At 54.3% G+C, this 14,189-nt stretch carries 10 protein-coding genes and 2 pseudogenes; 4 read left to right on the forward strand and 8 right to left on the reverse strand.

The window, feature by feature from the left end:
• The 4 genes and pseudogenes from ABX962_RS14610 to ABX962_RS14625 all read right to left on the reverse strand — a co-directional run.
• Positions 1 to 212: pseudogene (locus ABX962_RS14610) on the reverse strand (nucleoside hydrolase); the annotation flags it as partial.
• Between the two features lie 315 nt (positions 213 to 527).
• The gene (locus tag ABX962_RS14615) at positions 528 to 1,412 is read right to left on the reverse strand and encodes a TIGR02452 family protein (protein ID WP_372720616.1); all 885 of its coding nucleotides are present in this window, start codon (positions 1,410 to 1,412) and stop codon (positions 528 to 530) included.
• A gap of 175 nt (positions 1,413 to 1,587) precedes the next feature.
• On the reverse strand, positions 1,588 to 1,719 hold the full coding sequence (locus tag ABX962_RS14620; protein ID WP_372720617.1) for a hypothetical protein: 132 nt from the start codon (positions 1,717 to 1,719) through the stop codon (positions 1,588 to 1,590).
• A pseudogene (locus ABX962_RS14625) lies at positions 1,716 to 2,264 on the reverse strand (endonuclease V); the annotation flags it as partial. The pseudogene ABX962_RS14625 and the gene ABX962_RS14620, both read right to left, overlap by 4 nt.
• 1,813 nt (positions 2,265 to 4,077) lie before the next feature.
• Between ABX962_RS14625 and ABX962_RS14630 the strand changes: the two are divergent.
• From ABX962_RS14630 to ABX962_RS14640, 3 genes are all read left to right on the forward strand, one after another.
• A complete protein-coding gene (locus ABX962_RS14630; protein WP_372720619.1) occupies positions 4,078 to 5,283 on the forward strand; it encodes a DUF1559 domain-containing protein in 1,206 nt (401 codons plus the stop codon).
• Positions 5,284 to 5,378: 95 nt separating this feature from the next.
• Positions 5,379 to 5,546 carry a hypothetical protein gene (locus ABX962_RS14635; protein WP_372720621.1) on the forward strand — a complete coding sequence of 56 codons (168 nt, stop codon included), beginning with the start codon at positions 5,379 to 5,381 and terminating at the stop codon, positions 5,544 to 5,546.
• Positions 5,547 to 5,842: 296 nt separating this feature from the next.
• Complete coding sequence (locus ABX962_RS14640) at positions 5,843 to 6,931, forward strand: sialate O-acetylesterase (protein ID WP_372720623.1); 1,089 nt, start codon at positions 5,843 to 5,845, stop codon at positions 6,929 to 6,931.
• Positions 6,932 to 7,406: 475 nt separating this feature from the next.
• Here the strand turns inward: ABX962_RS14640 and ABX962_RS14645 are convergent, their stop codons facing one another.
• From ABX962_RS14645 to ABX962_RS14655, 3 genes are all read right to left on the reverse strand, one after another.
• A complete protein-coding gene (locus ABX962_RS14645) occupies positions 7,407 to 8,027 on the reverse strand; it encodes a hypothetical protein (protein WP_372720624.1) in 621 nt (206 codons plus the stop codon).
• Entirely contained in the window at positions 8,003 to 8,698 is a 696-nt protein-coding gene (locus ABX962_RS14650; protein WP_372720626.1) for an iron-containing redox enzyme family protein, read from the reverse strand. The genes ABX962_RS14645 and ABX962_RS14650 overlap by 25 nt, the downstream gene beginning before the upstream one ends.
• A gap of 479 nt (positions 8,699 to 9,177) precedes the next feature.
• Positions 9,178 to 10,248: a hypothetical protein gene (locus tag ABX962_RS14655; RefSeq protein WP_372720628.1), complete on the reverse strand. Its 1,071-nt coding sequence runs from the start codon at positions 10,246 to 10,248 to the stop codon at positions 9,178 to 9,180.
• A 396-nt stretch (positions 10,249 to 10,644) separates the two neighbouring features.
• Between ABX962_RS14655 and ABX962_RS14660 the strand changes: the two genes are divergently transcribed.
• The gene (locus ABX962_RS14660) at positions 10,645 to 12,441 is read left to right on the forward strand and encodes a glycoside hydrolase family 15 protein (RefSeq protein WP_372720630.1); all 1,797 of its coding nucleotides are present in this window, start codon (positions 10,645 to 10,647) and stop codon (positions 12,439 to 12,441) included.
• 334 nt (positions 12,442 to 12,775) lie between these two features.
• On the opposite strand, the gene glgX is transcribed toward ABX962_RS14660, so the two are convergent.
• The coding region (glgX, locus tag ABX962_RS14665) for a glycogen debranching protein GlgX (RefSeq protein ID WP_372720632.1) at positions 12,776 to 14,189 on the reverse strand (1,414 nt) is incomplete at its 5' end.

Genomic DNA, 14,189 nt, shown 5'->3' on the forward strand with positions numbered 1-14,189 from the left:
CCGCCATTGTGCGTTTTGTTGACGGTGATGCCCTCGACGTCAAAGCGGTCTGGACTCAATAACGCGTAGGCGATGGCGTGCTGGTCATCGGTTTCGTTGTTCGCGTCGGAGTCGATCAGCAGCCGGATCTTCGCTCCGTCATCGGCACCGGCCAAGGGGATCATCACAGCCCAAAATAGCGTGATCAAAATGCCGCGTTCGATTCGATTCATTCTAGCGTTCTTTTCGTTTTTGTTGGCGTTTGTGGTTGTGATGGTGTTTGACATCGACAAAGTAGGCTCCGCAGACCGATTCGCACTCTGGCGGCGATTTTCGAGCGTTCGTTCGCCCCATTCTTGTTTCGCGGAGGGCCGTTATCAAGATCAGAGAGCCGAAGGTGGCGTTATAATCGCAACGTTTCCCCATTGCTCCAGCGTCATCGCGTGGCAATCGCGTCCGATGGCCCTCGGGCAAACTCAGGTTCGCAGACTCCCACTCGGCAGCCGACGAGTCTTCACGACAATCCGAGACGTTGTCAGGTCCGATACTCAATCCTTTGAAAACACACTACTGAATGGCCGCAAAAACCTTCGCTGATCCGACCAATCGGTGATCGCGAAAACGACACGCTCGAACGCGCCAGCAAAATCACCCTCGAGTGCATCGCGAAAATCCTTTGCGGTTTGCAGCGGGTCGTTGGCAAACGCGCCACACCCCCAAGCACCCAAGACGAGCGATTGGTACTGGTAAGCACGCGCGATCGCCAGAACGCGGTGAATCCGTTTGCGAAGCATCGGTTCTGCATCCAGCCGGCCGATCGCCGGAGCGTAGGGTGCGGCACAGGTCAGAAAATCCAGCGACCACGGTGGGTCGCATTCCACCGCTGCATCGTTTCGAAAGACCGGCACATTGGGCGACAAGATCGCCCAGTCGCTTGAGGCAGCCGGATCGTGGTCGCGATGGAATTCGTACATTGGATCGCCAAACAGCGTCGCGTACAAGCCGCTGGATCGGCACAGCGTTTCCTCTTGTGCGGTCGCGCCGCGCAGAAATCCACCGCCAGGTTCAACGCCATTGGCAAAGTTGAGTGCAAGCGGACGAAGCCCTTCGTCGACCAGAGCATGAGCGGCGACCAGCGTTGTTTCGTTAGCAACGGTCACTCGCGTCTCGGCATGCCCATCACCATCGGGGTGTGCTTCCGCAGTCGGCAGAGGCATGTTGGGTGGAATCGAAACTTTCGCCGCCACGGCCTTCTTGATCTGTTCCGACCAATCGACCACGCCATGGTCGGTCAGGTATTGGCCATCGTCGATCGCATCGAGCGCAGAGCGACCGAGCGACTCGGCGATCTCGTGACGTATTTCGAGCACATTCCGATTTTTGCGGGCCAATTCATCCGAATCAACACAACCAGTGAACCGTAGCCTATTCATTGCATCTCCTCACCATTACACATTCCCTCTAAATTTAGCGCCGCTAAGTTTAGCATCAACGTCGCTGATCGCTCCGCGATCTTTGCGTGTTCGTTGCGAAAATGACTCGATCTCTCCATGTGACGTTGCCAGCAATCCACGACCGTCCTCCGTGATTGATCAGACTTTATTTACCTTAATCCACCACGGTCGGATCGTAGCCATGCCCCGATCGGCGACCTCGACTTTGGCCGCTGCGATTGGAAACGCGTTTACCAACAATTTCAACCCACGGCAGGTCGGCGAAGTGTTTGAGGGCATCATTCATGCTGGTTGTTCTCCGCGACTTAGTCGGTCGACTTGTTTGAGGAGGGTGAGATAGCGATGCGGGCCATGCATGGCGGCGATGTTGCTCGCTGCCCGCGAGTCGGAAATGCCAACCGAGGTGATGTAGAGCGGCCGAGTACTGCCGCCTCGATAGAGTTTTCGAGCGTGAAGCGATCGCTTGAACGGGTTCTTAGCGACGCCGATCACGGGAACGATCTGGTCAAACGCATCGTACAGATACTTGCCGAGTCCGGGATGGTCTTGATCGTCCAACCATACGTAGCCGTCAATGACGACACAACTCGGCGACGTTTTGAGTTCCGCCAACACGGCTTGGATGCAGGGGAGTTCTCGCAGGTAGAACTGGCCGGGTTGGTAGTCACGGACGTTTGCAATGCAGATGACGTGTTCTGCAATCGCGTTGGCATCACTCCAGTCCGCGATGACAACACAGGCAGCGATGGCGGTCGTCGGATCGGATGCCGATTCGGTGTAGCCGACGTCGATGCAGGCGATGGTCATGGATGAATCACGAGGGGCGGGACGAACGTTTAATTTTTGGTCAGGATAACGACTCGCGCGTCCACATTAAGAACTTGCGTTCCGCAAGCGAGTTCGGCGAGCGGTTCTGGCCAATGAGAATGACCTGGGATAACAAGCGTATGAGCGGATCGCTCGAAGACTTCTCGGATGCGCGGTGATCCGCGGAAGCCATTCTCTGGAACGTCTGGACTATCGTGCAATAGTGCAATAGTGCGATCGCGGGTTCGCCGCGTAACAGCAGACGAATTGTCTCGGCAAAGTCGTCTTCGGTGCGTCGTCAAGGACGTCTCGGGTTGCCGGGGATTCCACTGAGCCCGGCGATTGTCACGCCGCCAATCGCGACTTCGTCGTTATCGAAAAATGGACGGGGAACAGTCCACCTTGGCCGGTTCGCCCCGTTTTCGAACGTGTCGGGGTTTCCAGCGACACCCACGACCCAGTCGAATGCGGCGGCGAAAGCGTTCGACACGGGGGCGTACGTCGCCCGAGCCGCCTCGTTTGTCGAATGCTGGGGCGGTGTAGAAGTCGCCGGGCCCGCGTCCAGCATTTAAAAACTCAATTTCGGCAAGTAGGTTTGATTCGATCGATGTGATTTTCATTGATGACCTAAACACGAACGACACGCATCGGATCGGTATTCATCGGTTCCGTGTTCGTCACTTACGATCCTGGTTCGATTCGCATTGGATAGACGCTGCTCAATACCATCTACTTTCGCCCCAACCGGGTGATTTTCGTAACGGAGCGGCGCCTGCCGCTCCGTTAAAATCGCACGTTTTGCTCGCTGCAACCGGGCGGGCCCCGCGCCGCACTGCTACCCAAAGTAGACGGCACTGGCCTACCGCCGTCGTTTCGACGACATCTGAATCGTGTTTGTCGAGGGGCTCGATGAACTCTAGCTGGCTGGCGATTATGTCGACGCGTTCATCTGTTGGGATGGTCACTTAGTGCGATTCGATACCCTGCTGTTTCGGTTTGTCCGACACCACGTGGCGCGATCCCATCGACTCCACGAGTGCGAAAACCCATCGACTCCACGAGTGCGAATTGCAAGCGTTCTCGGCACAAGCGAATTCGGTTTCGCTGTTGGTGAGAATGATCGCGTCGCGTCGCTATGATCGTTGATGGGGATTTGCTTGCTGACGAGGTCCGGCGGCATGGAACTGCGGTTGACCTGAGTGATTCATTACCGAGTGTCCAACCTAATTCTGTGAGTTGTTTTGACGCGTCTTGGCTCGCACGCAGCGTCTGGTAATCAACCGGTCACAGCGAGGTCTGATCCCATGACGCACATAAATCGTGTCAAGGGGGAGGTGAGGATTGTTCGTCTCGTTTGCTTTTTCCCTTTAAAATCGAGGTAAACTGAGATTCGCCATATTTGTGCTCCGCTGAGACAACCAGCCTAGGCACTGCAACGTTTCTGTATTTCCAGTCGCTCTGGTCGATTGTTTAGTATTCGCAGAACGCTTGTAGAGCATTACGGTGCCCCCGGAGTGTTGCCAGAATGCAACCGCTTGTGCTAGAATTGCTTCCGCTGTGTTGATAGTCTATAGAAACCGACGAAACGGTGTACGGATCAACACAAATCAGTTGATCGCGACAGATTTCTTTTTCGTTTTGGGAGAGTGCGATTGGGGCAGCGGTGTAAGTCCGTTGCGCCGTTGCTGGAAAGTCCTGTGATGCGGCTGTTCCAAAATCTCGCAGGACGCTCGTCGGTAATCACCATGGGGTGATGTGCTGAGGCTGCGCCGCTAACGCATGCCTCCTAACTCGTCAAAACCTCTCATTCTTATCATTTGCGTACAAGGAGTACTTTATGTATCGCACTAGTTATCGAAGAGGCTTCACGCTGGTGGAGCTTCTCGTTGTGATTGCAATCATCGGCGTTCTCGTGGGATTGTTGTTGCCAGCAGTTCAAGCGGCTCGCGAGGCCGCCCGGCGGATGAGTTGCAGTAACAATTTCAAGCAAATCGGCTTGGGATTACACAATTACCATTCCGCCTATAAACAACTGCCGATTCACGGTGGCGGAACCGACAATATTTCCAACGCGGCGTATGACGGTTTCAATATGCGTGGCAACACGCGACGCGATCTGAGTTGCTTGGTCGGTTTGACGCCGTTTATTGAGCAACAGGCGTTGTGGGAGCAGATTTCCAACCCCAGGGATTTAGATGGTGATGGAACGGTCGATGTTCAGTCGATGGGGCCAAGTCCGCATCGATCGTTGGCGCACCACAACAACAACGGTCGATATGAACCGTGGTTGACCAACATTGCATCATACCGCTGTCCAAGCGATCCCGGCGTGGGGCTGCCGGCTCAAGGACGCACGAACTACGCCGTTTGCTCCGGCGACTCGATCGACATGGGAGCCGACGGGCCGGTCGATAGCGATGGGAATCCTCAATATGCTCAACGCGTTCGAGCGGCCCAGCGAGGTGTGTTTGTCCATCGACAGGCGATGAAATTTCGCGACATCCTGGACGGCTTGGCCAACACGATCTGTGCGGGCGAGATTGTTACCGATTTGGGTGACCGCGATGTTCGCACGCATGCGGGCAACAGTGGTTCGACCCCGATCGTTCGCATGGGAAACAATCGCACCTGCGATGCAATGCGTGATCCGCAGCGACCTCAATTTTGGGTTAGCGGTGCAACATTGACCGGTGGTGGCGAAGAGCGGCGAGGTTACAAATGGGCATTTTCTCGTCCGCTGTATACCCAAATGACCACGATCTTGCCGCCAAATGGCGAGGTATGCATGGGGTCAAATCACGAATCGCAAGGCATCGTGCCGCCAGGCAGCCGACACCAAGGCGGATGCCATGTGTTGTTGGCCGATGGCGCCGTCAAATTTATTACCGATTCGATTGACACAGGCAATTTGGAACGAGGCCAGGTTGGAAACCAAGCCAACCACGACGACCCGCAATCCGTTCCCGGCGCGCCAAGCCCCTATGGTTTTTGGGGAGCATTGGGGACGCGTGCTACCAAGGAAGTCATCGACGAAGAGCTATAATCGATCGTTAGATTGTTATTGAGCTTCCGTTTCGATTGTGGTGAAGCGGAAAGTTTTATTCTTGTGAACTCAATTACCAAGACTAGGTGTTTTCAATGAGCCGATTGGCAACTTTCTTTGCAGCTTTGTTTTTGATGGTCCCAATGATGGGATGTGGCGCTGGCAACACAGGTCCGACCGCGGACCCGGATGAACTGAGTGCCTACTTGGACGAACATGGTGACCAAACCACGCCGGAGGAAGACTTGGTGCCGGTTGAGTGAGCAGTCGATTGCAACGCAACGACTCTAACGCCCAGGCGTGATAAAAAAGCAACGCTGCTTGCGACGATATGATTCACGAAACACCCTTGTTCGCCACGTAGGCGAGCAAGGGTGTTTTTATTTCGTAGCGAAACTCGCTAAGAGTTTTGGGGGGAGGCGTGCGTAATGGAACGAAAGTCTTGTCGACTTCCGCTACACTAAAATGTTTCGCGAGGAGTGCGTGACGGAGCGAACGTTTTGACGACGTCGTCCGGCTTCGCTGTTCAGTTTGCATTGTCAACTTGAAGGGGCCTTTCATGATCTTCCGTCTTCCAGTTCGTTTGTTGCTGGCTAATACCGCCGTCGTGATGATGGTGCTCGCCGTCTCTGGATTTGCCGCCGAGGTCGCCGCTCCGTTGCCGGATCCCGATGGCAAGCCAGCCGACATGTCCAAGCCTGTGCAAGTCTACATCCTGTTGGGGCAATCCAATATGCTGGGGGCTGGCAAGGTCACAGGTGACAAGGAAGGGGCGTTAACCTACGCGGTGCAGAAGAAGCACAAGTATCCTTATCTGGTCGACGACGAAGGCAATTGGACGGTTCGCAAGGATCTGCGCTACGTGCGTGTGATGGGGAGTGGCACCGGAGCGATGCGACAATTCAACAATGATTGGATGACCATTCAGGGCGGTAAAATTGGTCCCGAGCACGGCATCGGACATTACGTGGGGCACGCCACCGACGCCCCTGTGCTAATACTCAAAAGTTGCATCGGCAACCGCAGCCTCGGCTGGGACCTGCTGCCGCCGGGCAGCGAACGTTACGAGGTCGACGAGACGGATAAGAAGACCGGAGAAACAAAGACGTTCGTCTATGCCGGCTACAAGGACTCGCCCGCCAAATGGGAAAAAGGCACCGATCCACAACCGATCGGTTGGTATGCTGGTATGCAATATGACGGCGACATCGCCAATGCGAAGAAGGTGCTAGCCGAACTCGACAAGGTTTACCCGGGTGCGAAGACGTACGAGGTCGCGGGTTTCTTCTTCTGGCAAGGTGACAAGGATCGCTACAACTCCGCCCATGCCCGCCGATACGAGCAGAATCTTGTCCGATTGATCAAGCAGCTGCGGAAGGATTTTGATGCGCCCAACGCAAAGTTCGTCTGCGCCACGCTGGGCCAGACCGAGATGGACGGCGAAGGCAACGAACGACTCATCCTCGACGCCCAGCTTGCCGTCGCCAGCAGCAAGTACCCGGAGTTCGAAGGCAGCGTTGCGAGTGTCTACACCCATCCACTGAGCATGGGGGGCAGTTCCAACAGCCATTACGGCAGCAATGCCGAGACCTATATGAACGTTGGCGAAGCGATGGGCAAGGCCATGGTCGATATGTTGGAAAAGTAGAATCGGTCGGATTCAGACTGGATCCCACATGTGGTCAAGCCGAACCCGCTTAGGGGAATGGATTGTTGTTCCTGGATAGGCATCGGCGATGCCGGAACGTGACATCGTCCGGGGGCCCACCAACGTTTGGGTAATTGGAACCGTTCGGGCGGTGGTGTCGTCGGCGATCACGTTGTCGAATTGCAAACATGGGATGACAGAAATTACCGCAATTGCAGCGAAACCAAGCGATAGCGAGTGACGCATCTTCCTGTTCTTCAAAATTTGAGGAATTGGAAGTCGACTGAATCGGTCGAAGAGCTTGTCCTATTGTGACGCGATCTGCAGCTGCCAGCCACAAAGATGATTTAGCCGGCAAAGCTTTTTATTTAGGGAAATGTCAATGAAGAGAAAAAATACTCAGTGCGAGACGCTAAGCCGTCGCAGCGGAGTCTCATGCAGGACATTCTCGTAGCCGGCACATTTTTAATGATGCCTATGAAATCCCTGGTAGTAACTCGGGTGGTGGCGGTTGGTGCCGTAATCGGTGCTGCAACGTCCACTGCGCGAAAGTATCAATCGGCGCGCACATCAAGACGCACATGCGATTGACAGGTGGAAACCACTGCGGCGAACTGATGGGGCGGAAGCCCAAGCGGCCATAAAATTTCAACTGGCTGGGACGATCGCGAATGATGGAGATGATCCAGTGCGCCTCATAGCGACTCGCCGTATCGACTAAAATTTGAAACAACGACGCATTGGGTAGCCAGGTTTTTGAGCGTCCCGGCGGCAGGATGGCGAACTGTGATGACTGTACCATCGGGTCATCGTTGTGGAATGACTGGGTGATCGCTGGCATAAAGAAGTCCATCGCGGGAACCCGGCGCCATTGTAATTCAGACGCGTAAATGGACGCACGAAGGGTTCCAACCGGGCGGTCTTCCTGATAGAGCAAATAAGACGTGCTGTTGTCGTCAGCGTCGTATTTGTCGTCGCCGGAAGTCGAGGCAAGTTCGACGCCCGCTTGGCTGAAAGCGGTACGCCGTATGTCATACACATGTTGTCGCTGGCACTTGGTAATTGCCGCGATTACGCGGTAGGTTGACGCTGACATTCCAACTCTCCTCGAGCGGTCTCGTAGGCAAACTTCCAAAGTGGCAGCGGATAGACGGCTGCAAATCGATCGAACCCGTCTAAAATCGCCGAACGTGTTTCCGGCAGACTTTCGACCAGGGCGTTTATTTCGGTATCCAGTAGCGCAACATGCTCGATATCGACTTTTGAATGCATATCAACGTGGAGGATTTGAAGGTTGGCGGAAGCGAGCAGTTTACGTGCCTGCGTGGCCAAGGTGATCGTCGTAAACTCCATCAGGTACATGAATCCCAGGTAACCAGCGGGATGCCCGCTGCGCCCGCATTGTTCGCAAACGGCAGCGACCGCAAAAGCAGCGGGACTTAGTTTACATTCGGCGGCCTCGTCGTGGTCACCGCCGAGCAGAAGAAAACCATCCATGGCCAACTGGGGATGCCGTGCTTCTTCGGACAGATGCATCGCCAATGCTTCGACACGCGGCCACTGGTGACACAAGCGACCGATCGCCGTGAAAGATGCCGACGTGATAAAAGGTCCGTAAGTCGCAACTTCAAATAGAACTCGACGAATGACGACGCGTATGAATTCCGGATCGGTCCGTGAATGAAAGATGCCTTGAAACGTATCTGACGCCTGAAACTCTCGTAAAACTTGTTTGGAGCGACTTTTCAATTCTGTCGAAAATGGCATTGGTGAAATCGCGTGTATGCAAGTAGGGAGGGACCGAGAGAGAGACGTCCTCTCCCAGCATAGCAACCGCCTGGGTGCCGCGTGTTATCAAAACGGATTCATAGAATGAGAGAAAGAAACCAGGTACAAAATTTCACTCAAGGTTGATTAGGAAGGCGGTTACCGAGAGGGAATCATTTCGCTCTGAGCTTAAACCGTTCTTCGCGAACAAGAAACAGAATTCAATTGTCAAGTTGAAATCGCCGTCGACACCCCTGTGTATTGCCAACGCGCCGCGAGGGCGAAGCCCGATAAAGTCGGGGGAGGAACCCGAAAAGGTCAAAGAGCACTGCGGGCGATTCCGAAGAGGTCATGTGCACCGATATTTCTGGAATAGCCGCGTCGCAGCGGAAGCGTCGCGTTTGCAAAGTGGAGCTGGAGGCTCATATAGTTACATTGCGGCGGGGTCTCTTTCGCAATGACCTGACCGCCACGGATAGCTAACCGCCCTGCACTTCTGGGTTGACACAACGCTCCAGAAGAACTCGGCTACACAGTGCGACCTTGTCCTTGTCTTGAATGCGTCCAATGAGTCGATGGTAGCTATACAGCACCTTGAATAAATGACCAAACGCCAACCAATAGCCATTGGGATTCTTCTTCACATTCCAAGGTCCATTCCACTGCTTCTGGTTGTCTTCGTCCTGCCAGAAATCCTCGTTCATGATGTCGGCCAGTGTCGATTCGCGTTCATCCAACGGGTGTTCGGCCGGATTGAAGTCGGGAACGGGTTCATCGATATGGGCCTGGTGTCCCCGTTGCCCCGCCTTTGCTAATTCGGTGTAACCCATTGCATCCAAACTCATCAACGCCTCGGTGTGCGTCGTCATGTGAGTAAAGTTTGGACGTCTAACGGTTGGGCGCCCCACCAGTGGTTCGAATCGGGCGAGGCTGTCAAACAACGCCTCGATCATTGCTTGAGTGTCGGCATATTCCGAAAAAACTCTGGGCTGGCTTGGCGTTTTTTGTGCGATTTGTCCGTTGTGACCGCACAAAAGTTTGATCAGTCGAGGGTCAGCCATGTGCGGGACATCTCGTAGGGCTCGCACCGAAAGTGCGGTGTAGATCACGGCGTGGCCGTGTGCCCGCAAGCCTCCCTGAACCGCTGCGTTCAATGAGCGGGGTACGTCTTCGATGAACGGAATGGCGCCGGACACGTTTTCAAACGGAGAAAATTGCTCGCGGTGGGTTGCGATTAACGCATCGAGTTGTTTCTTGACGCTGTCGACGATTGCATCACTGAACCGATTCTCGTTGCACATGTAGTAGCCTGCAAGCACTGCGGCACCTAAATGGGCATTGAACCATCCATTGGACCTTGCCATGCCGATCAGGCCTAACTCGAGATACGACTCGTCAAGCGATGATTTGGTCGTTGTTTCGTTGTCGTCAGCCGCTTCGACGACGCCATCAAAGAGACCTGGAATTCCCAGGCCGCCAATGATCCCAGCGGATAGTTGCACGAAGTCGCGGCGAGCCAGCGTGAGCCCGCCGTTTACCGATGAATCCATCTCTCTGCTCCTGAAGGGGACGTCTCTATTTTAAGGCATGCAGCGATGCCGGCGGGTTCGTTGCCATTGCTGCGTATTGTACTCGACTTGACGAGCGCTGGATCCTAGGCTTCCTGCCTGGGAACCCACTGTCTTGCACGCTCCTGACGGCGGAGAAACATTCTGGGCGGCAGAGTGACAATTTGGGCGGCGGAGTGACAATTTGGGCGGCGATATTCTGAGAGCACTGCCAACCCGTTGGCCTGGTATTAGCACTGCACGACGACGTGGACTGTGTTGGCCGCACACGGCGGATATCAGGGGGCCTGGTAAAAAGAATGGCGTTCACTCCGCTCGGTTAACGCGTCGAGCGTGATTGCACTAAATCCTGTAGTGATTTTTTCGGAGAGGTTGATTGTGGTTTCAAAGATCGAAGACTATGCGTTGTTAGGCGATTGTCGTGGCGCCGCGTTGGTCGACAAAACAGGTTCGATGGATTGGCTATGTCTTCCCCGTTTTGACTCGGCCGCATGTTGCTCGGCGCTGCTCGGTAACGAAAGCCACGGTTTTTGGAAGATTTCGCCGACCGAACCTATCCGCAAAGTTCAACGTCGCTATCGCCCGGGAACACTGATTCTCGAGACCGAAATGACGACCGATTCGGGAACGATCCGACTGATCGATTTCATGGCACCTCAAACGCGAGAATCGGATGTTTTTCGATTGATCGAAGGCGTTCAGGGGGAAGTCGAGGTCGTGAGCCGGTTGGCGTTGCGTTTCGATTACGGAGCGATCTTGCCCTGGGTTCAGCACACCGATCGTGGGATCCGGGCCATCGCCGGGCCCGAATGTGTCTACAGCACATCGGATCAACAAGTGCAGGTCGACGAGCAAACGATGGTCTCGAAATTTCACCTCGGCCCCCACCAACAAGCTGCATTTCAACTGACGTGGACCCGCACCCAAGATCCACCGCCGCTTGAAAAAAATGTACTGCAAACACTCGAGGACGCCACGACGTGGTGGCAAGCATGGTCAGGCCGCTGCACGTTCAAAGGTCGATGGAGAAAGGAGGTGCAACAATCCTTGATCACGCTAAAGGCGTTGACGTACGCACCGACCGGAGGCATCGTCGCCGCAGCCACCACGTCGCTGCCCGAGCATATCGGGGGCGTCCGCAATTGGGACTATCGCTATTGTTGGATTCGTGATTCGACGTTCACTCTCTATTCACTTCTGATCGGTGGTTACACCGAAGAGGCCAAGGCATGGCGAAAATGGTTGGTCAATGCGGCAGCGGGCAATCCGTCACAATTGCAAATCATGTACGGCGTTGCTGGTGAGCGACGATTGACCGAATTGGAACTTGATTGGTTGCCGGGATATGAAAACTCGTCCCCCGTGCGAACCGGCAATGCCGCCTATCGACAACACCAACTCGATGTGCCGGGCGAAATCATGGAAACTCTGCACTTGGCTCGCCGTTATGGTCTGGATGCCGACGAAGACGCCTGGCGAGTCCAGACGGCAGTCATGGAATTCCTGGAAACACAGTGGGAGAAACCGGACGAAGGGATTTGGGAAATTCGTGGCGACCAACGCCACTTTACCCATTCCAAGGTGATGGCATGGGTCGCTGCGGATCGCGCTGTCAAAGACGTCGAGCATTTTGGGATGCCTGGGGACGCTTCGCGTTGGAAAAAGTTACGGGATAAAATCCAGGCCGAAGTTTGTGCGAAAGGATTCAACGAAAAACTCGGCGGCTTCGTTCAGTCTTACGGCTCGGACGAAACCGACGCCAGTTTGTTGATGTTGCCGTTGGTCGGTTTTGTCGAAGCCAACGATCCCAAGATGATCGGCACGCTCCGCTTGATCGAAGATCGATTGGTCAAAGACGGATTGGTGGTGCGGTATTTGACGGAATCGAATGTCGATGGGTTGCCCGAGGGTGAAGGAGCGTTTTTGTTGTGTTCGTTTTGGTTGGCCGACAATTATGCTCTGGCTGGGCGTGTCGGTGAAGCGACCGAACTGTTTGAAATGTTGCTTGGACTCCGCAACGATGTCGGATTGATGTCCGAAGAATACGATCCGCATCACAAACGAATGCTCGGGAATTTTCCGCAAGCGTTTTCCCATGTCGGCTTGGTCAACACCGCTCGTAATTTGGTCGGCGAAGGAGGCCCTGCCGAAGAACGCGGTCATGAAGAAGAATAGAAGCAGCGTAGCCTAGGCTTCCAGCCTGGGAACCTCAGCAAACCCAGGCTGGACGCCTAGGCTACGCTGAATTCAAAATCCGCAGTAAAGCAATCGACGTCATTTTTTTCAAACTGCATGACGTCACTTCGTGACGAACCCATCCGCGAATCAGAGCAACAAAGAATAACGCGGGTAGCTACCTTCGCCAGAAGGTGGTGACTCGCATTGGTGGCAACCAGCCACGCTCTGGCGAGCGTTGTTACAGAACGGCAATGCCGTAGTTTTCTTTCCGAACTTTTTCCCATTCCGGCATCAGCGGTTTCTGGGCGTAGCACTGGGGCGATTTCTATTCTTAGTCCGCTTCCACAGGGCTCTTCAACACGACCAGTGAGTATGTTTTAAGGGTGTAGGTATTTTGCAAAATATCGGTCCCGTTTTCATCGAACAGTGCGGTGTCGAACACGCGTTGCCAAGATTTATCGGCGGCCAGTTTGGGTAAACGGAATTCAACCTCCTGCGTGTGATCGGCGTTATATAGCATCAAAATATGGTCACCGACGATCGGTTCACCATACTCATCGACGTCGATCTTACCACCACAAAAATGGACACCCAGACAGCGGACGCTTGGGTCGTTCCAAGTGGCATCACTCATCTCTTCGCCATCGGGATCCAGCCAGGTGACATCCAGACTATCCAATCCGCGAATCGCTTGTCCGTGAAAGAAACGCCGGCGATGGAACACTGGTTGTGACTTGCGAAGTTCGATGACCTGTTGCACAAATTCACGCAACTGATCTTTTGATTCATCAGAGGACCAATCTAACCAAGTCAATTCGTTGTCTTGGCAATAGGCGTTGTTGTTGCCGCGTTGTGTATGACTGCATTCATCACCACTTAACAACATCGGCACGCCTTGTGACAACAAAAGTGTTGCTAGAATTGCTCGTTTCTTTTTCTCTCGAAGATGCACAACCGCCTCGTCTTCGCTGGGGCCTTCCTCGCCGCAGTTCCAGCTGTCGTTGTGATCGGCTCCGTCGCGGTTGTCCTCTTTATTGGCTTCGTTGTGCTTATGGTCGTACGAAACCAAATCGTTTAGCGTGAAGCCGTCGTGACACGTCACAAAATTCACGCTGGCATGGGGACGACGACCATTCCACTGGTACAAATCGCTTGATCCGGTGATCCGAGTCGCAAACTCGGACGCCAATCCGCCGTCACCCTTCCAGAAACGTCGAACACAATCCCGATAACGTCCGTTCCATTCGGACCATCCCACCGGGAAGTTGCCGACTTGATAACCCCCTTCGCCCAGATCCCATGGCTCGGCAATCAATTTCACTTGCGATAGCACTGGATCCTGGTGAATGATGTCAAAGAACGCACCAAGTTTGTCCACTTCGTGGAGTTCTCTCGCTAAGGTACTCGCCAAATCAAAGCGAAACCCGTCCACGTGCATATGCGTCACCCAGTACCGCAAACTGTCCATGATGAATTGCAGCACTCGCGGATTGCGAACGTTCAACGTGTTCCCGCATCCGGTGTAATCCATGTAATAGCGTGGATCATCGGCTACCAAACGATAGTACGCCGCGTTATCGATGCCACGAAACGAAGCCGTCGGACCCATTTGATTTCCTTCAAACGTATGGTTGTAAACCACGTCAAGGATCACCTCGATGTCCGCATCATGAAGGTTTCGCACCATCGTTTTGAATTCACGGATCACTTCGAGGGGTTCATCGGTCGCCGCATATCGCGAATCG

Source organism: Novipirellula sp. (assembly GCF_041583735.1).
Taxonomy (GTDB): Bacteria; Planctomycetota; Planctomycetia; order Pirellulales; family Pirellulaceae; genus Novipirellula.